Origin of the sequence: uncultured Pseudokineococcus sp. (genome assembly GCF_947495735.1) — a bacterium.
GTDB lineage: Bacteria > Actinomycetota > Actinomycetes > Actinomycetales > Quadrisphaeraceae > Pseudokineococcus.
On sequence record NZ_CANMAA010000001.1, the window covers coordinates 296294 to 313211 of the forward strand.

At 77.3% G+C, this 16918-nt stretch carries 18 protein-coding genes; 11 read left to right on the forward strand and 7 right to left on the reverse strand.

Going from position 1 to position 16918, the window contains the following annotated elements; translation table 11 throughout:
- The first annotated feature begins 3 nt into the window (after positions 1 to 3).
- On the forward strand, positions 4 to 429 hold the full coding sequence (locus Q0848_RS01210; RefSeq protein WP_299034509.1) for a DUF2550 domain-containing protein: 426 nt from the start codon (positions 4 to 6) through the stop codon (positions 427 to 429).
- Positions 430 to 480: 51 nt separating this feature from the next.
- The gene (locus Q0848_RS01215) at positions 481 to 2442 is read left to right on the forward strand and encodes a M13 family metallopeptidase (RefSeq protein WP_299033626.1); all 1962 of its coding nucleotides are present in this window, start codon (positions 481 to 483) and stop codon (positions 2440 to 2442) included.
- 255 nt (positions 2443 to 2697) lie between these two features.
- Here Q0848_RS01215 and Q0848_RS01220 read toward each other — a convergent pair whose 3' ends face one another.
- Positions 2698 to 3366, reverse strand: a complete 669-nt coding sequence (locus Q0848_RS01220; RefSeq protein WP_299033629.1) for a cob(I)yrinic acid a,c-diamide adenosyltransferase — start codon at positions 3364 to 3366, stop codon at positions 2698 to 2700.
- Positions 3367 to 3502: 136 nt separating this feature from the next.
- On the opposite strand from Q0848_RS01220, the gene murA reads away from it, so the two are divergent.
- The gene (murA, locus tag Q0848_RS01225; protein WP_299033632.1) at positions 3503 to 4789 is read left to right on the forward strand and encodes a UDP-N-acetylglucosamine 1-carboxyvinyltransferase; all 1287 of its coding nucleotides are present in this window, start codon (positions 3503 to 3505) and stop codon (positions 4787 to 4789) included.
- A 2-nt stretch (positions 4790 to 4791) separates the two neighbouring features.
- Here murA and Q0848_RS01230 read toward each other — a convergent pair whose 3' ends face one another.
- Positions 4792 to 5112, reverse strand: a complete 321-nt coding sequence (locus Q0848_RS01230) for a hypothetical protein (RefSeq protein WP_299033635.1) — start codon at positions 5110 to 5112, stop codon at positions 4792 to 4794.
- Between the two features lie 189 nt (positions 5113 to 5301).
- On the opposite strand from Q0848_RS01230, the gene Q0848_RS01235 reads away from it, so the two are divergent.
- The 3 genes from Q0848_RS01235 to Q0848_RS01245 all read left to right on the forward strand — a co-directional run bounded on the left by Q0848_RS01235 (position 5302) and on the right by Q0848_RS01245 (position 8276).
- Positions 5302 to 5631, forward strand: coding sequence for a multidrug efflux SMR transporter (locus Q0848_RS01235; protein WP_299033638.1), 330 nt, complete (start codon positions 5302 to 5304; stop codon positions 5629 to 5631).
- Positions 5631 to 6290: a hypothetical protein gene (locus tag Q0848_RS01240; protein ID WP_299033641.1), complete on the forward strand. Its 660-nt coding sequence runs from the start codon at positions 5631 to 5633 to the stop codon at positions 6288 to 6290. Before Q0848_RS01235 ends, Q0848_RS01240 begins: the two co-directional genes overlap by 1 nt.
- 129 nt (positions 6291 to 6419) lie before the next feature.
- Positions 6420 to 8276, forward strand: a complete 1857-nt coding sequence (locus Q0848_RS01245; RefSeq protein ID WP_299033644.1) for a Na+/H+ antiporter — start codon at positions 6420 to 6422, stop codon at positions 8274 to 8276.
- Positions 8277 to 8357: 81 nt separating this feature from the next.
- On the opposite strand, the gene Q0848_RS01250 is transcribed toward Q0848_RS01245, so the two are convergent.
- Positions 8358 to 8795: an organic hydroperoxide resistance protein gene (locus tag Q0848_RS01250; protein WP_299033647.1), complete on the reverse strand. Its 438-nt coding sequence runs from the start codon at positions 8793 to 8795 to the stop codon at positions 8358 to 8360.
- 111 nt (positions 8796 to 8906) lie between these two features.
- Positions 8907 to 9602: an endonuclease NucS gene (nucS, locus tag Q0848_RS01255; protein ID WP_299033650.1), complete on the reverse strand. Its 696-nt coding sequence runs from the start codon at positions 9600 to 9602 to the stop codon at positions 8907 to 8909.
- Between the two features lie 236 nt (positions 9603 to 9838).
- Between nucS and Q0848_RS01260 the strand changes: the two genes are divergently transcribed.
- On the forward strand, positions 9839 to 10066 hold the full coding sequence (locus Q0848_RS01260) for a hypothetical protein (RefSeq protein WP_299033653.1): 228 nt from the start codon (positions 9839 to 9841) through the stop codon (positions 10064 to 10066).
- 22 nt (positions 10067 to 10088) lie between these two features.
- On the opposite strand, the gene mce is transcribed toward Q0848_RS01260, so the two are convergent.
- Entirely contained in the window at positions 10089 to 10571 is a 483-nt protein-coding gene (mce, locus tag Q0848_RS01265; protein WP_299033656.1) for a methylmalonyl-CoA epimerase, read from the reverse strand.
- Between the two features lie 109 nt (positions 10572 to 10680).
- Here mce and Q0848_RS01270 point away from each other — a divergent pair, with 109 nt between their 5' ends.
- The 4 genes from Q0848_RS01270 (at position 10681) to Q0848_RS01285 (ending at position 14382) form a co-directional block, all read left to right on the forward strand.
- Positions 10681 to 10998 carry a thiamine-binding protein gene (locus Q0848_RS01270; protein ID WP_299033658.1) on the forward strand — a complete coding sequence of 106 codons (318 nt, stop codon included), beginning with the start codon at positions 10681 to 10683 and terminating at the stop codon, positions 10996 to 10998.
- 164 nt (positions 10999 to 11162) lie between these two features.
- Positions 11163 to 12020 carry a hypothetical protein gene (locus Q0848_RS01275; protein ID WP_299033661.1) on the forward strand — a complete coding sequence of 286 codons (858 nt, stop codon included), beginning with the start codon at positions 11163 to 11165 and terminating at the stop codon, positions 12018 to 12020.
- Positions 12017 to 13147 carry a hypothetical protein gene (locus tag Q0848_RS01280; RefSeq protein WP_299033664.1) on the forward strand — a complete coding sequence of 377 codons (1131 nt, stop codon included), beginning with the start codon at positions 12017 to 12019 and terminating at the stop codon, positions 13145 to 13147. The genes Q0848_RS01275 and Q0848_RS01280 overlap by 4 nt, the downstream gene beginning before the upstream one ends.
- A gap of 272 nt (positions 13148 to 13419) precedes the next feature.
- Entirely contained in the window at positions 13420 to 14382 is a 963-nt protein-coding gene (locus tag Q0848_RS01285; protein ID WP_299033667.1) for a tetratricopeptide repeat protein, read from the forward strand.
- A 133-nt stretch (positions 14383 to 14515) separates the two neighbouring features.
- On the opposite strand, the gene glpK is transcribed toward Q0848_RS01285, so the two are convergent.
- Together glpK and Q0848_RS01295 are read right to left on the reverse strand one after the other, a co-directional pair.
- Entirely contained in the window at positions 14516 to 16054 is a 1539-nt protein-coding gene (glpK, locus tag Q0848_RS01290; protein WP_299033670.1) for a glycerol kinase GlpK, read from the reverse strand.
- Between the two features lie 57 nt (positions 16055 to 16111).
- Entirely contained in the window at positions 16112 to 16858 is a 747-nt protein-coding gene (locus Q0848_RS01295) for an MIP/aquaporin family protein (protein WP_299033673.1), read from the reverse strand.
- Positions 16859 to 16918: the final 60 nt, after the last annotated feature.

Here is a 16918-nt window from a genome sequence, read left to right on the forward strand (position 1 = left end):
GAGATGGCGGTCCTGCCCCTGGAGATCGCCCTCGTCGTCCTCCTCCTCGTGGCCCTCGGCGTCCTGCTCGTCTCGCTGAGGCGCCGGGTGATCACCCGGCGCCTCGGCGCGTTCGACTGCTCGGCGCGCCGGGAGGGCGGGCGCTGGGTCCTGGGCGTCGCGGGCTTCCGGCGCGACGACATGGCCTGGTACCGCGTGTTCGGCGTCGACGTCGGCGCCGGCCGCACGTGGGGCCGCCGGGAGATCGAGGTCGTCCGGCGGCGCTCGCCCGAGGGCAGCGAGGCGTACGCGGTGCTCCCGGACGCGGTGGTCGTGGAGTGCCGCCACCGCGAGCAGACCCTCGAGCTCGCCATGAGCGAGGAGGCCTACACGGGCTTCGCCTCGTGGCTCGAGAGCTCGCCGCCGGGCTACCGGGCGGACGTGGCCTGAGCTCCGGTCGCCCCCCGTCGGCCGTCGGGGGTCGCGCGTAGGGTCGCGGCCATGACCACGACCGACGCAGGCTCGCCGGCGACCACGTCGTCCGCCGGGAGCCCGCGCCCCCAGGACGACCTCTTCCGCGCGGTGAACGGCGAGTGGCTGGCCGGAGCCCGCATCGCCCCGGACCGCTCCGTGGCCGGTGCCTTCGTCGACCTGCGCGACGCCGCGGAGGTGGCCGTGCGCGCGATCTGCGAGGACGCCCGCGGGGCGGGGGAGAGCGGCAGCCCGCAGGAGCAGCTCGTCGGGGACCTCTACGCCAGCTTCCTCGACGAGGAGGCGGTGGAGGCCGCCGGCACCTCACCGCTGGTCGGCGCCCTGACCCGGGTCGCCGCCGTGGACGACGTCGAGGGCTTCTGGCGGCTCCTCGGGGAGCTCGACCGGATCGGCTCCGGCGGCCTCCTCGGGATGTCCGTGGACACCGACCTCGGGGACCCCGACCGCTACCTGCCCTACCTGGGCCAGGGCGGCCTGGGCCTGCCCGACGAGGCGTACTACCGGGAGGACCAGCACGCCGAGGTGCTGGCCGCCTACGGCCCGCACGTCACGGCCATGCTGCGCCTGGCCGGCGTGGAGGAGCCCGACGCGCACGCCGCCGAGGTGGTGCGCCTGGAGACCGAGCTCGCCGCCGCTCACTGGGACCGCGTGCGGCGCCGTGACGTGCAGCAGATGTACAACCCCCTCGACCGCGCGGGTCTCGAGGCGCTCGCCCCCGGTCTGGCGTGGGGCGCCTGGCTCGAGGGCCTGGGCGCCCCCGCGTCGCTCCTCGACGAGGTGGTGGTGGCCCAGCCGTCGTTCGTCGAGGCCCTCGGCGGGCTCGTGGTCGCGGACCGGCTGCCGGCCTGGCGCACCTGGCTCACCTGGCGCGTCGTCCACGCCGCCGGCCCGTACCTGTCCGGCGCCTTCGTGGAGGAGGGCTTCGACTTCTACGGCCGCCGCCTGTCGGGCACCGAGCAGATGCGCGAGCGCTGGAAGCGCGGCGTCTCCCTGGTCGAGGGCGGCGTCGGCGAGGCCGTCGGCCAGATCTACGTGCAGCGGCACTTCCCGCCGGACGCCAAGGCGCAGGTGCAGCTGCTCGTGGACCGGCTCGTCGAGGCCTACGCCCAGGAGATCTCCGCGCTGCCCTGGATGACGCAGGAGACGCGCGAGCGCGCCCTGGAGAAGCTGCGCCTGTTCACCCCCAAGGTCGGCTACCCGGACCGCTGGAAGAGCTACGAGGGCCTGGTGGTCGACCGCGCCGACCTCGTCGGCAACGTCCGCCGCGTCACCGCCCACGAGACCGACCGCGAGCTCGCCAAGCTCGGCCGTCCGGTCGACCGGTCCGAGTGGTTCATGACCCCCCAGACGGTCAACGCCTACTTCAACCCGGGCATGAACGAGATCGTCTTCCCCGCGGCCATCCTGCAGCCGCCCTTCTTCGACCCCGCCGCCGACGAGCCGGTGAACTACGGCGCCATCGGCGCGGTCATCGGCCACGAGATCGGCCACGGCTTCGACGACCAGGGCTCGCGCTTCGACGGCCGCGGCCAGCTCCGCGACTGGTGGACCGCCGACGACCGCGCCGCCTTCGACGCCCTCACGCAGCGCCTCGTGGCGCAGTACGACGTGCTCGAGCCCGAGCAGACGCCGGGGCGCACGGTCAACGGCGCCCTCACCGTCGGCGAGAACATCGGCGACCTCGGCGGGCTCGGCATCGCCCTCGTCGCCCTGCGGCTCGCCCGCCGCGCCGAGGGCTCCGACATGAGCGCCGAGGACGTGCGCGCGGCCATGACGTCCTGGGCCACGGCCTGGTGCTCGGTCGCGCGCCCCGAGGAGCGCCTGCGCCGCCTGGCCACCGACCCGCACTCGCCCGAGGAGTTCCGCTGCAACCAGGTGGCGCGCAACCTCGACGAGTTCCACACCGCCTTCGGGACGGTCGAGGGCGACGGCATGTACATGGCTCCCGAGGAGCGCGTGCGCATCTGGTGAGGTGAGGGGTGCTCGGGGCTCGCCGCTCTCGTGGCTGGGTCGGTCCGGGCGGGGCGGGTGCGCCCGGGGCACTGCCTACGCGCTCGGTCGGGGCTCGCGCCCCGCCCTCGCTGCTCGGCTCACGTGCCCTGGGCGCACCCGCCCCGCCCTGTGCGCGTCACCTCGCCCCTCGGTCGGCGCGCTCCGGACCCGCGTCAGCCGTGTCGGCACAGGCCGTTCCCGGTCGGCGTCCTGCGCCCGGGCGCGCAGCGCGTCTCAGCGCTCGGTGTGGGTGCCGCCCGGGCGCCAGAGGACGTCGCCGTCGCCGCCGAGGTCGGGGGTGTTGGCGGCGCGGGCCAGGACGAAGAGCAGGTCCGAGAGGCGGTTGAGGTAGCGCGCCGTCAGGGGGTTGACGCCGCCCTCGGTGGTGCCGTGGGCGGCGACGGCCGCCCAGACCGAGCGCTCGGCGCGGCGGGCCACGGTCCGCGCCAGGTGCAGGTGGGCGGCGGCGGGGGTGCCCCCGGCGAGGACGAAGCTGGTCAGCGGGGGGAGCGCCTCGGTGAGGGCGTCGATCTCGCGCTCGAGGTCGCCGACCCAGGGCTCCTGGACGCGCAGCGGCGTGTGCTCGACGCGCGCGCCGACGGGCAGGCACAGGTCGGCGCCGACGTCGAAGAGGTCGTTCTGCACGCGCCGCACGACGGCGCGCACCCGCTCCAGGACCGACGGGGCCCCCTCGGCGGTCGTCGCGGCGCCTTCTGCCGCCCCACCGCCGGAGGGCGCCGTCGCGGGCAGCGCGGCGAGGACCAGGCCGAGAGCGGCGCCGGTCTCGTCGACGTCGGCGTAGGCCACCAGGCGCGGGTCGGTCTTGGAGGTGCGCGAGAAGTCGCCCAGCCCCGTCGTGCCGTCGTCGCCCGTGCCGGTCCAGATCCTCGTCAGCCGCACCATGCGGGCAGGGTCGCAGAGGCGGGCGGGACGGGAGCGCCGGGTGCGGGAGCGACGGGCGCGGCACCCGGTGGCCGACCGGTCGGGTGCGCAGCGGCGGACCGCCGTCCCCCTAGGCTCGGCGGCCGTGGAGCGGATCATGGTGACCGGAGGCGCCGTCCTCGACGGCGAGGTGCACGTGCCCGGCGCCAAGAACAGCGTCCTGAAGCTGATGGCGGCGAGCCTGCTGGCGCAGGGGCGCACGGTGCTCGAGGACGTCCCCGGCATCGTCGACGTCCGGATCATGGCCGAGCTGCTGCGCCGGCTCGGGTGCGACGTCGAGCACGACGCGCAGGCGCGCACGTGCTCGATCGACGTCCCGGCCGAGGTCGGCCACCGCGCCGACTACGAGCTGGTGCGCGCCATGCGCGCCTCCATCAGCGTGCTGGGCCCCCTGACCGCGCGCATGGGGCGGGCCGACGTGGCCGTGCCCGGCGGGGACGCCATCGGCTCCCGCGGCCTGGACCTGCACGTCGAGGGGCTGCGGGCCATGGGGGCGCAGGTGCACGTGGACCACGGCTACCTGGTGACCGAGGCGCCCGCCGGCGGCCTGCGCGCCGCCGACGTCACCCTGGCCTTCCCGAGCGTCGGGGCCACCGAGAACCTGCTCATGGCGGCCGTGCTGGCGCGCGGGCGCAGCGTGCTGACGGGGGTGGCGCGCGAGCCCGAGATCGACGACCTCGTCGACCTCCTCGTGGCCATGGGCGCCCGGGTGCAGGGGCGCGGCTCGTCGCGCCTCGTCGTCGAGGGGGTGCGCGAGCTCGGGCCCGTCCGCCACGCGGTGGTGCCGGACCGGGTGGTGGCCGGGACGTGGGCCTACGCCGCGGCGCTCACCGGCGGCAGCGTCCACGTGCGCGGCGCGCGCCCCGAGCACCTCGGGATGGTCGTCGCGAAGCTCGTCGAGGCGGGCGCCGAGGTGGAGCCGACGGGGGAGGGGCTCGTCGTCCGCGGCCCGGCGCGGCCCCGGCCGGTCGACGTCGCCACGCTGCCCTACCCCGGCTTCCCGACGGACCTGCAGCCCTTCGCGCTGGCGCTCGCCGCCGTGGCCGACGGCAGCTGCGTGGTCACCGAGAACCTCTTCGAGGCCCGCTTCCGCTTCGCCCACGAGCTGGAGCGCCTGGGCGCCGACCTCGTCGTCGACGGCCACCACGTCCTCGTGCGCGGCAGGTCCCGGCTCTCCGCCGCCCCGGTCGAGGCCAGCGACATCCGGGCGGGCGCGGCGCTCGTCGTGGCGGCCCTGCGCGCCGAGGGGACGACGGCCGTGCACGGCGTGGGCCACGTGGACCGGGGCTACGAGGACGTCGTCGCGTCCCTGCGCGGCCTCGGGGCGGACGTGCGCCGCGAGGTCGTGGCCGACCCCGAGGACGAGCTGGGGCCGCTGGCCTGACGTCAGCGCGACAGGATCGAGCGCGCCACGAGCTCGTCGCGGGGGAAGACCAGGACCCGGGGGCCGTCCGTCGTGGGGGCGAGCGTGGCCCGCAGGCCCTCCTGCTCCAGGCGCAGGCGCAGGGCCTCCGCCTCGATGAACGTGGCGGGCTCGGCGACGGCGACGAGCAGGCCGTAGTCCGTGGGCGCCCCCGAGCGCGCGCGGCCCGCCACCACCGAGGAGCCCCGGCTCCAGCCCCACCGCAGCAGGAGCGCGAGGACCCCCACGACGAGGAACGCGACGAGGGGCCCGAAGAGGATCGAGTAGCTGCCCCAGCTCGTCACCCCTGGAGTGTGCGCCCTCGGCGGTCGCCGCACGCGGTGGCCCTCCCCGCGGTGGCCCCGTCGTCGGCACCCGACGGGGAGCAGGAACCGGGCTCGGGTCGGCGGATGATGGGCGCGGCCCGCGAGACCGTGACTGGTACGGTCGTACCACTCGGGTGCCCGTCGGCGCCCCCACGTCTGGAGCTGCTCGTGGCCTGGGTCCTCGTCGTCCTCGCCGGTCTGCTCGAGACCGTCTTCGCCATCTCCCTCAAGCTGTCCGACGGCTTCAGCAGGCCGGGGTACACCGTCGGCTTCGTCGTCGCGGCCGTGGGGAGCTTCACCCTCCTGTCGCGCGCGCTCACGGACCTGCCGGTGGGGACGGCGTACGCCGTGTGGGTCGGCATCGGGGCCGTCGGGACCGCGGCCGTCGGGATGCTGTGGCTGGGCGACCCCGTGACGACGGGGCGCCTGCTCAGCCTGCTGCTGGTCGTGGCCGGGGTGGTGGGCCTGCAGCTCACCTCCGGCGGCTCCGCGCACTGATGCCCCTCCCGTCGCCGGAGCTCCCCTCGTCGCCGGAGCGCCGGGCGGCGCCGCGCGGCGCCGCCCGGCGTGCGGCGCTGGTGAGCTCGGCGGCCGACCTGGTGGCCGCGGGCGGCCCCGCCGCCGTCAGCGCCCGCGCCGCGGCCCGCGCCGCGCAGGTGCCGCTGGCGGCGGTCTCCTACCACTTCGACGACGTCGCCTCGCTCGTGCGCGAGGCGGTGGCGGAGCTCCTGGACCGGCTGGCGGCAGACGTCGCCGTGCGGTCCGCGGGGCCCCTGCCGCCGGTGGGGCAGGACGAGGACGGCGGCGTCGTCGCGGCGGCCGTCGTCGCGGCGGTGCTCGGCCCGTACGGGGCCGCCGGCGCCGCCGGCGTCCGGGCGCTGTACGCGCGGACGCTCGAGCTGGCCGGGGACGAGGCGCTCGCACCGCGGCTGCGGGCGTTCGACGAGGTCGTCACCGCCGCGGTCGCCCGCCTGCTGGCCGCGGCGGGGCGCCGTCCTGAGCGGGCGCGCGAGGTGCTCGCCCTCGCCGACGGGTGGCTCGTGGCCGCCGCCGTGGCCGGGGCCGGCAGCGGCGCGGACCCGGAGGGCGCGCTGCGGGGGTGGGCCGCCGAGCGGCTGGCGCCGGGCCTCGTGCTCCTGGCGCCGCCGCCCGCCTGAGGGGCCGGGCGCCGGCGGACGCCTGAGGGGCCGAGCGCCCGCTGACGCCTGCGCGCCGTGGCGGGGCGCAGGGCGGTCGAGCCGCGGACGGGGCCGCCCCGCCCCCGCCGGGCGCGGCACCATGCGCGCGTGGACATCGCGCTGGGGCTCCTGGTCGCCGCCTCCGCGGTCGTGGCCGTGCAGCTGCTCGTGCGGCGCACCGGTGGGTCCGCGCCGCTGGTCCTCGTGCTCGTCGGCGTCGTGGCCTCCTACCTCCCCGCCGTGCCCCCTGTGGTCCTGGAGCCGGAGCTGGTCCTCGTCGGCCTGCTGCCCCCGCTGCTCTACGCCTCCGCGCTGGGCACCTCGCTCGTCGACGTCCGCCACGACCTGCGGGCGATCGGGCTGCTGTCGGTCGGCCTGGTGGTGGTCACCGCCCTGGTCGTCGGGGTCGTGGTGTCCGCGCTCCTGCCCGTCCCGCTGGCCGTGGGCATCGCGCTGGGCGCGGTCGTGGCCCCGCCCGACGCCGTCGCCGCGACGGCGGTGGCGCGCCGCGTGGGGCTGCCGCGGCGGGTCGTGACCGTCCTCGAGGGCGAGAGCCTCGTCAACGACGCCTCCGCCCTCGTGCTGCTGCGGACGGCGCTCGTCGCGGTGGCCTCGTCGGTGACCCTGCTCGAGACGGGGGCGCTCTTCGTCCTCGCCGCCGGGGGCGGGGTCGTCGTGGGCGTGGTGGTCGCGGGGCTGGCCGGCGGGCTGCGCCGGCGCCTGGACGACCCGGTGCTGGACACGACGCTGTCGTTCGCCGCCCCCTTCGCCGCCTACCTGCCGGCCGAGGAGATCGGCGCGTCCGGCGTCCTGGCCGTGGTCGTGACCGGCCTGCTGCTGGGCCACCGGTCGCCGGTCCAGCAGACCGCGCGCTCGCGCATCTCCGAGCGGCTCACGTGGCGGACGGTGCAGTTCCTCCTCGAGGGCGGCGTCTTCCTCCTCATCGGGCTGCAGGCCGCCGACGTCGTCGGCGCCGCGCTCGAGGGCGACCTCGGGCTGGGGCGCTCGCTGGTCGTCTGCGCCGCCGTGCTGGCCGTCGTGGTCGTCGTCCGCCTCGTGTACGTGGCCGTCGCCCTGCCCCTCGCCGGGCTGGCGGGGCGGCGGGGCGACGTCCCCTCGAGGCGGGTGGTCCTCGTCATCGGCTGGGCGGGCATGCGGGGCGTCGTGACGCTCGCCGCCGCCGCCTCCCTGCCGGTCTCGACCCCGCAGCGGGAGGTGCTGCTCCTGGCGGCCCTCGTGGTCGTCGGCGGGACCCTCCTGCTGCAGGGCACCACGCTGCCGCCCCTCGTGCGGGCGCTCCGGCTGGGGGCGCCGGACCCGGGGGAGGACGACCTGGCGCACGCGGCGGTGCTGGACCGCACCCGCGCCGCCGCCGAGCGGCGGCTCGAGTCCGTCCGGCGCCCCGAGGACCCGCAGGACGTCGTGGACGGCCTGCGCGACCGCCTCCGCCGGCGCAGCGACCGGGCGTGGGAGCGGCTCGGGCGCGGGGGCGACCTGAGGGCGCCGGGGCGGGCGTGGGTGCGCCTGCGCCTGGAGATGCTCGACGCCGAGCGCGCCGAGCTGCTGGCGGTGCGCGACGAGGGCCGCACCCCCGACGAGGTCCTGCGCCTGGTCCTCGGCGAGCTGGACGTCGAGGAGTCCCTGCTCGACGCCTCCGCCGAGCGCGAGGAGCGCACCCGGGCGCTGCGGGCCCCGGTCGCCGGGCCCACCTGCGAGCACCTGGCCGCGGCGCCGGTGGCCCGCGACGACCTGGCCCCCGAGGGGTGCGACGGGTGCCTCGCCCTGGGGGAGAGGCGCTGGGAGCACCTGCGCCGGTGCCTGGCCTGCGGCTACACCGGCTGCTGCGACTCCTCGCCCCACCGGCACGCCGCCGCGCACGCGGCCGCGCAGCAGCACCCCGTCATCCGCAGCGCCGAGCCCGGCGAGGCCTGGCGCTGGTGCTACCCGCACCGCCTCCTCGGCTGAGACCGCCCGGGACGCGCGAGAGCCCCCTCCGGCGGCGGAGGGGGCTCTCGTGGTGCCGGGGAGGGCCGGCGGGGTGCGGGGTCAGCCCGCCAGCGCCACCAGGGTGACGGGGACGTTGCCCCGGACGGCCTTGGAGTAGGGGCACAGCTGGTGGGTGCGCTCGACGAGCTTCTGCGCCGCGGCCTGGTCGAGGCCCGGGACGCGGACGGTCAGCTCGGCCGTGATGGCGTAGCTCTCGCCCTCGGGGCCGAAGCCGATGTCGGCGCGGACCTCGGCCTGCTCGGTGTCGACGCCCTGCTCCTTGCCGGCGAGGCCGAGGGCCCCGGTGAAGCAGGTCGCGTACCCGGCGGCGAAGAGCTGCTCGGGGTTGGTGCCCGTGCCCGGGCCACCCGTCTCCTTCGGCGCGGTCATGCTCACGTCGAGCACACCGTCGCTCGAGACGGCGTGGCCGGCCTTGCGGCCGCCGCTGGAGGTGACGCTGGCGGTGTACACGATCTTGGACGGGGTCAGCTCGCTCATGCCGGGGGCAGCGACGGGGGGCGCCGACCCATTCCCGCGCCCCTGCGGTGCGCCGGCGGGACGCCGCGGTCGCCGGCCGCGCCGGTGCCCCGGGACGCCGCCGCGACCCGGTCAGAACAGGCGGGTGGTCGGGTCGTCGACGCCGCGCATCGCGTCGTAGTCCAGCACCACGCAGCGGATGCCGCGGTCGGCGGCGAGCACGCGCGCCTGCGGCTTGATCTCCTGGGCGGCGAACACCCCCGTGACGGGGGCGAGCCGCGGGTCCCGGTTGAGCAGCTCGAGGTACCGCGTCAGCTGCTCGACGCCGTCGATGTCGCCGCGGCGCTTGATCTCCACGGCCACCGAGAGGCCGCCGGCGTCGCGGCACAGGATGTCGACGGGGCCGATCGCCGTCGGGTACTCCCGCCGCACCAGCGCGTAGCCGCTGCCCAGGTGCTCGATCTGCTCAGCGAGCAGCCGCTGCAGGTGCGCCTCGACGCCGTCCTTGACCAGGCCGGGGTCCACGCCCAGCTCGACGCTGGTGTCGAGCAGCACCTCGTGGACCGAGACGACGAGGACGTCGTCGGTCTTCGCGCTGGCGACCCGCCACGTCTCCACGGCGCCGGCCTCCGCGGCGGGGCCGTCCGCCGCGGACGTGACCAGGGTGCACGGCGGGCTCATCCAGTTGAGCGGCTTGTAGGAGCCGCCGTCGCTGTGCACGAGCACGCTGCCGTCGGCCTTGACCACGAGCAGCCGCGTCGCGAGCGGCAGGTGCGCCGTCAGGCGCCCGACGTAGTCCACGGAGCACCGGGCGATGACGAGCCTCACGGGCGGCGACCCTAGCCGCCCTCCGGCCGGGGCCCGCGCCCCGGCGTCCCCGGGCCCTCCTCGGGCGTCCTCTGGGGGCCGGTCCCGCCGCCGACCGGCACCATGGGCCCGTGCCGCGCAGCAACCGACCCCGCCGCGGGGGACGCCCCCGTCCGCTCCCCGGCGCCGGACCGGGGGGCGGCGGACCCGGGGGCGGGCCCGGCGGGCCGCGTCCCCTGGGGGGCGGGCTGCGCCGCGTGGAGGACCACCCCGACGGCGAGTGGGTCGTCCAGGTCGTCACCGGCAGCGCCACCGACCGCAGCTACCGGTGCCCGGGGTGCGACCAGCTCGTGCCCGGGGCGAGCCCCCACGTCGTGGCCTGGCCGGCGGACGGCCTGCTCGGCGCGGAGGCGGCCCTCGCCGACCGGCGGCACTGGCACCGCCCGTGCTGGGACCGCCGCGCCGCACGGCGTCCGCGCCGCTGACCCGCTCCGCCGCGGGCCGCGCTCAGGCCCGCGGCGCCGGTTCGACGAGCTCGACGAGCACGCCCCCCGCGTCGGCGGGGTGGACGAAGTTGACGCGGCTGCCGGCCGTCCCGCGCCGGCCCTCGTCGTAGAGCAGGCGCAGCCCCCGCCGCCGGAGGGCGGCGGCCGCGGCGTCGACGTCCCGGACCCGGTAGGCGAGCTGCTGCAGTCCCGGCCCCCGGCGGTCGAGGAAGCGCGCGATCGTCGAGGAGGGCGACAGCGGCGCCAGCAGCTGCACCCGCGCGGCGCCCGGGGCGCCGTCGCCCGCGACGAGCATCGCCTCCCGGACCCCCTGCTCCGCGCTGGTCTCGACGTGCTCCAGGCGCAGGCCGAGCACCTGCACGTGGAAGTCGATGGCCGCGTCGAGGTCCGGCACGGCCAGGCCCACGTGGTCCAGGCCGGTCACCAGGGGCTCGCCGTCCTCGTCGTCCAGCTGCGCCGCCAGGCCGTGCCCGTCCGGGGTCATGCGCCCGAACGTACGGCGGGACGCACGACCTCCGGCAGGGGGCGCCGTCCACCCGATCCAGGTCACGATCGCGTCACGAGCCGGGTCCGGCGGCGTATACCGTGGCCGGATGCTCGTCGCCTTCTCCGTCGCCCCGTCCGGCTCCGGGGACTCGCTCGCCGCCGCGGTGGCGGACGCGGTCCGCGTCGTGCGCGAGAGCGGCCTGCCGCACCGCACCGACTCGATGTTCACCACCCTCGAGGGGGAGTGGGACGAGGTCATGGACGTCGTCCGCCGCGCCACCGAGGCGGTCGGGCGCCACGGCGACCGCGTCTCGCTCGTGCTCAAGGCCGACGTCCGCCCGGGCCGCTCGGGGGAGATGCAGGGCAAGCTCGACCGCCTCGAGGCCGCGCTGGCCGAGCCGTCCTCCGCGCGCGACGAGGGCTGACCCCGCCCCTGCGCGCGGCCTCGCCCCGACCGCTCGCCGCGTCGCGGACGGTGCGCCGTCGTGCGCGGGCGGCCTCCCGAGCGACCGCCGAAGCCGCCGGCGCCGTCCTCGACGCGGCGCCACCCCGACCTGAGACCGGGCGCCCGCCCGCCGAGAGGACCCCCGTGCCTGAGCCCGACGACGTCCGCCGCTCGCCAGCCGTGCGGCGGGCCCGACGCCGCACCGTCGCCGGGTGGGTGGCCGTCGGGCTGCTCGCCGTGCTCGGCCTGGTCGCCGTCGGCCTCGGGGTGGCGGCGCGCACGGTGTGGCTCCCCGACGACGAGGTGAGCGCGAGCGCCCGCACCGCCGGCGGCGGGACCGAGCCGCAGCTCGTGGTGACGGCGCCGGGCGTCCTCGAGACGCGCCCCGGTCCCGTGACGGCCACCGCGACCTCACCCGACGGCGGGCCGGTCGTGCTCGTGCTGGGCCGCGAGACGGACGTGACGGCGTGGACCGACGGCGTGCCCACCGCCGTCGTCGGCGGCCTGGAGGCGGAGGCCTCGCTCGCGGTCGAGCCGCCCGCCGCCGCGGCGGGCGACGTCCCCGTCCCCGACCCGGCGGCCTCCGACCTGTGGGCCCAGGTGGCCGAGGGGGAGGGCTCGGCGACGCTCGAGCTGGACCCGCCCGAGGGGCGCTGGCTGCTGCTGGCGGCCTCCGACGGGACGGCGGCCGCACCGGAGGAGATCGTCCTCACGTGGCCCCAGGAGGTCTCGGCCCCGGCGTCGGTCCCGCTGCTCGCGGGCGGCGGAGCAGCGCTGCTCGGCGCGCTGGTCCTGGCCCTCGTCCACCGCCGGACCTCCCGCCGCCGCCACCAGCGCGCGCTCGCGGGCGCCGGGGGCCCGGTGGCTCCGGCGCACGACCCGGAGCACGAGCAGGCGCCCGTCCCGGAGCACCAGCAGGAGCACGACCACGAGCACGGCGGGGGTCGTCGGGGCGCCAGCCCGTGGGCGCCCGACCGGAGCAGCGACGAGGAGACCCGATGACCGGCGCCCTGCCCAGCCGGGCCACCCTGCTCGGCCGCACCACCTCGCCCGGGCGACGTCGGGGCGCCTCGCGCGCCCTGCGCGCCGCGGCGGCCGCGGTGGTCGTCGCCGGGATCGCGGGGGGCTGCGCCGGTGAGCAGCCGCTGCCCGCGCCGCGTCCGCAGGGGGTGCCGGCGCCCGCCCCGGCCGTCCCCGCCGACCGCGCCGCCGCCGTCCACGCCGAGGTCGAGGAGGCCGTCGCCGCCGCGGACGCCGCCGGCGACGCCGCGCTGCTCGCGCCGCGGGTGACCGGCGCGGCCCAGGAGGTCCGGGCCGCGCGGTACCGCCTCCGGCAGCTCGTCGAGGACGCCCCCGCCCCCGCCCCGCTGGGGGGCGAGGCCCTGCGCGACGTCGTCCCCGCGGTCGGCCTCCCTGGCGCCCAGGAGGGCGAGGCGCCCGAGCGCGCACCCGCGCCCGCCGAGGCGGCCGCCACCTTCCCCCGCACGTGGCTGACCATCACGCAGTCCCCGGAGGCGGGGCAGGCGCCCCAGCTCTCGGTGCTCGTGCAGGAGGACGCCCGCGGCCCCTACCGCGTGGTGACGACGGCCGGGCTGCTGCCGGGCGCCGTCGTCCCGCCGGTCGCCGCGCCCGAGCAGGGCGCTCCTCCGGTGGACCCCGCGTCGGCGGAGGGCCTCGTGCTGAGCCCCGAGGACGCCGTCGCGCAGTACGCGGCGGCTCTCACCGACCCCGAGGCGACCGAGGCCGCCGGCTTCGCCGACGACGCCTTCCGCCGGGAGGTCCTGGCCGAGCGCGCCGAGGCCGACGCCGTCGACTTCTTCGCCCTGGAGACGTCGCGCTCGCCGCGCCCCGGGTCCGTGCGGGCCGTCGCGACGGCGGACGGCGGGGCGCTCGTCGTCGGCGTGCTGGAGAGCCGGTCCGTGCAGGCCGTCGAGGCCGAGGGGGCCGTCCTCCGGCTCGACGAGCAGACGGCGGCCCTCGCCGGCCGCGAGGACGCCCCGGGGCGGCTGGAGCAGCGCTGGCTCGAGGTCGTCGCGCTCTCCGTCCCGCCGGCGGGCGACGGCGGGGAGCCCGCGCAGGTCCAGGTCGTGGGCGCCGACCGGGTCCTCGTGGAGGCCAGCGCCTCCTGACGCGCGCTGCCGCGCCCGGGGGCTGGGTCCGGGAGCCCGGCCGCGGGCGCAGGCCCCGGGTGCTGGTCGCGGGTGGTGAAGGGCGCCTCGTGGCAGCATCGGCGCCGCACGGGCCCCGCGCGGTCAGCACCGCCCGGCGCCCCGCCGGCGCCCGCTCGGCCGTCGGCGACCGCGACGGCCACCAGCTGGACCGACGACGGGCACGACCGACTGACGAGCACGACCGACTGACGAGCACGACCGACGACGAGCACGACGAGAGGCGAGCAGCCATGAGCCAGCGCAGCGGACAGCGACCCGGCGGCCCGAGCGGGGGAGCGGGCCTGAACCTGCGGGGTGCCGTGGACCTCTCCGGGCTGGGCCGCCCGGCCCCGCAGCCGGCGGGTCCCGGTGCAGGCCCCGCGGGCGCTGCGGGGGCGGCGGTCGTCACGGTGACGGAGGAGAGCTTCCGCGAGGTCGTCGAGCAGTCGACGAGCGTGCCCGTCGTCATCGCGCTGTCGTCCGCGCGCGCCGCGGGCGCCGACGAGCTGTCGGCGGTGCTGCGGCGCCTCGCGGCCGAGGACGGCGGGCGCTGGCTCCTCGGCGAGGTCGACGCCGACACCAGCCCGCAGATCGCGGCGGCCTTCCAGGTGGAGACGGTGCCTGCGGTGCTCGCGGTCGTCGCCGGCCAGCCGGTGCCGCTCTTCCAGGGCGTGCTGCCCGAGGAGCAGGTGCGCCAGTACCTCGACGCCCTGCTCGACCTGGCCCAGCGCCAGGGCGTCACCGGCCGCCTGGACGTCGGCGACGGGGCGGTCGAGCCGGAGGAGGAGGTGGAGGCCCCGCTGCCGCCGCTGCACCAGGAGGCGTTCGACGCCATCGAGCGCGACGACCTCGACGGCGCGGCCGACGCCTACCGCCGCGCGCTGCTCGAGGCGCCCGCCGACGAGGAGGCCCGCATCGGCCTCGCCCAAGTCGAGCTGCTGCGCCGCTCCCGCGGCGCCGACCTGCAGGAGGCCCGGGCGGCGGCCGCCGCCGACCCGGCCGACGTCGACGCCGCCCTGCTCGTGGCCGACCTCGACGTCCTCGGCGGCCACGTCGAGGACGCGTTCTCCCGTCTCGTCCAGGCCGTCCGCGCCACCTCGGGCGACGAGCGCGAGCGCCTGCGCGCCCGGCTCGTCGAGCTCTTCGAGGTCATCGGCGCCGCCGACGCGCGCGTCGTGGCCGCCCGCCGCGCGCTCGCCAGCGCGCTCTTCTAGGCCGCCCGGCGGCGGACCGACGACGACCCGCTCGCACGACCCGCTTGCACGCACGAGGGCCCCGCACCGACCGGTGCGAGGCCCTCGTGCGCGTCGGCCCCCGCGGGCGGGTGCCCGCGAGCGCCGGTGCGGCTCAGCTCACGTCGTCGTCGACCCAGTCGAACGTGCGGGTGACGGCCTTCTTCCACAGGCGCAGGACGCGCTCGCGCTCGACCTCCTCCATCTGCGGCTCCCAGCGCCGGTCCTCGGCCCAGTTGGCGCGGACCTCGTCGAGGTCGGACCAGAAGCCGACGGCGAGGCCAGCGGCGTAGGCGGCGCCCAGCGCCGTCGTCTCGGCCACCTGCGGCCGGACGACCGGGACGCCGAGGACGTCGGCCTGGAACTGCATGAGCAGGTCGTTGACGACCATGCCGCCGTCCACACGCAGCTCCGTGAGCGGGACGCCGGAGTCGGCGTTCGCCGCGTCGAGGACCTCGCGCGTCTGGAAGGCGGTGGCCTCCAGCGCCGCCCGGGCGATGTGGGCCTTGGTCACGTAGCGCGTGAGGCCGACGACGGCGCCGCGGGCGTCGCCGCGCCAGTACGGGGCGAACAGCCCCGAGAAGGCGGGCACCACGTACACGCCGCCGTTGTCCTCCACGCTCGCGGCCAGGCTCTCGATCTCCGAGGCCGACGAGATGAGGCCCAGGTTGTCGCGCAGCCACTGCACGAGGGAGCCCGTGACGGCGATGGAGCCCTCGAGCGCGTAGACCGGCTTCGCGTCGCCGAGCTGGTACCCGACGGTCGTGAGCAGCCCGTTGTCGCTGCGCACGAGCTCCTCGCCGGTGGTGACGATGAGGAAGTTGCCCGTGCCGTAGGTGTTCTTGGCCTCGCCGGGGGAGAAGGCCGTCTGGCCGAAGGTGGCGGCCTGCTGGTCGCCGAGGATGCCCGCGATGGGCGTCTCCCGCAGCAGGCTCGACCCCTCGACGGTGCCGTAGACCTCGGAGCTGGACCGGATCTCCGGCAGCATCGCCCTCGGGATGTCCATGGCCGCGAGCACGTCGTCGTCCCACGCGAGGGTCCGCAGGTCCATGAACAGCGTCCGCGAGGCGTTGGTGACGTCGGTGAGGTGCACGCCGCCGTCGGTGCCGCCGGTGAGGTTCCACAGCACCCAGGAGTCCGTGGTGCCGAAGAGCAGGTCGCCGGCCTCGGCCCGCTCCCGCGCGCCCTCGACGTTCTCCAGGACCCACATGATCTTCGTGCCCGCGAAGTACGGGTTGAGCGGGAGGCCGCAGACCTCGCGGAAGCGGTCGACGCCGCCGTCGGCCGCCAGCCGGTCGACGATCGGCTGGGTGCGCACGTCCTGCCAGACGATGGCGTTGTAGACGGGCTCACCGGTGGTCTTGTCCCAGACCACCGTCGTCTCGCGCTGGTTCGTGATGCCGACCGCGGCGACGTCGTGGCGGGTGATGTCGGCCCGGGAGAGCGCCTGGCCGATGACCTCGCGCGTGTTGCGCCAGATCTCGGCGGGGTCGTGCTCGACCCACCCGGCGCGCGGGAAGATCTGCTCGTGCTCCAGCTGCCCGGTGGAGACGATGGTGCCGGCGTGGTCGAAGACGATGGCGCGCGTGCTCGTCGTGCCCTGGTCGATGGCGACGACGTAGCGGGCGCTGCTGCCGGAGGTGCTCTGGCTCATGGGACGTCGGTGTCCTTCCGGGACGGGGTCTGGGTCTGGGTCGGTGCAGGGGCCCGGTCAGGCGGCCGGGACGACGGGCATGACGTGGTAGACGAGGCCGGCGAGGACGCCGCCGAGCACGGGGCCGACGACCGGCACCCACGAGTAGGCCCAGTCGGAGGTCCCCTTGCCGCGGATGGGCAGCAGGGCGTGGGCGATGCGCGGCCCGAGGTCACGGGCGGGGTTGATGGCGTAGCCCGTGGGCCCGCCGAGGGAGGCGCCGATGCCGACGACGAGGAGGGCGACGGGCAGGGCGCCGAGCGCGGCGGGCGTGTTGCCGAACAGGAGGATGACGAAGACGAGGACGAAGGTGCCGATGACCTCGGTGACGACGTTCCACCCGTAGGCGCGGATCTCCGGGCCCGTGGAGAAGACGGCGAGCTTGAGCCCGGCGTCCTCCGTGGCGTCGAAGTGCGTCTTGTACGCGAGGTAGGCCACGACCGCACCGAGGAAGCCGCCGACCATCTCCGCGGCGAAGTACACGAGCGTGTTGACGAGCGTGGGCTCGAGGCCGGGCGCGTACTCGTTGCCCGAGACGAGCAGGCCCAGCGTGACGGCCGGGTTGAGGTGCGCGCCGGAGGCGTAGGCCACGTAGACGCCGGCGAAGACGGCGAGGCCCCACCCGAAGTTGATGAACAGCGGGCCGCCGCCGAAGCCCTTGCTCCGCGACAGCAGGGCGTTGGCGACGACGCCGCAGCCGAGCAGCGTGAGGGTGGCGGTGCCGAGGATCTCGGACAGCACGATCTGTGCCAGGGACGGGGTCATGCAGGTGCTCCTCGTGACGGCGGTGTCAGGGGCTGCAGGTCCGTGTCGAGGGCCTGCAGG

Bases quoted from the DNA above. Each gene is read 5' to 3' on its own strand.
- Q0848_RS01210 (WP_299034509.1), top strand. From the start codon at position 4: ATGGCGGTCCTGCCCCTGGAGATCGCCCTCGTCGTCCTCCTCCTCGTG.
- Q0848_RS01215 (WP_299033626.1), top strand. From the start codon at position 481: ATGACCACGACCGACGCAGGCTCGCCGGCGACCACGTCGTCCGCCGGG.
- Q0848_RS01220 (WP_299033629.1), bottom strand. From the start codon at position 3,366: ATGGTGCGGCTGACGAGGATCTGGACCGGCACGGGCGACGACGGCACG.
- murA (WP_299033632.1), top strand. From the start codon at position 3,503: ATGGTGACCGGAGGCGCCGTCCTCGACGGCGAGGTGCACGTGCCCGGC.
- Q0848_RS01240 (WP_299033641.1), top strand. From the start codon at position 5,631: ATGCCCCTCCCGTCGCCGGAGCTCCCCTCGTCGCCGGAGCGCCGGGCG.
- Q0848_RS01250 (WP_299033647.1), bottom strand. From the start codon at position 8,795: ATGAGCGAGCTGACCCCGTCCAAGATCGTGTACACCGCCAGCGTCACC.
- mce (WP_299033656.1), bottom strand. From the start codon at position 10,571: ATGACCCCGGACGGGCACGGCCTGGCGGCGCAGCTGGACGACGAGGAC.
- Q0848_RS01270 (WP_299033658.1), top strand. From the start codon at position 10,681: ATGCTCGTCGCCTTCTCCGTCGCCCCGTCCGGCTCCGGGGACTCGCTC.
- Q0848_RS01280 (WP_299033664.1), top strand. From the start codon at position 12,017: ATGACCGGCGCCCTGCCCAGCCGGGCCACCCTGCTCGGCCGCACCACC.
- Q0848_RS01285 (WP_299033667.1), top strand. From the start codon at position 13,420: ATGAGCCAGCGCAGCGGACAGCGACCCGGCGGCCCGAGCGGGGGAGCG.
- glpK (WP_299033670.1), bottom strand. From the start codon at position 16,054: ATGAGCCAGAGCACCTCCGGCAGCAGCGCCCGCTACGTCGTCGCCATC.
- Q0848_RS01295 (WP_299033673.1), bottom strand. From the start codon at position 16,858: ATGACCCCGTCCCTGGCACAGATCGTGCTGTCCGAGATCCTCGGCACC.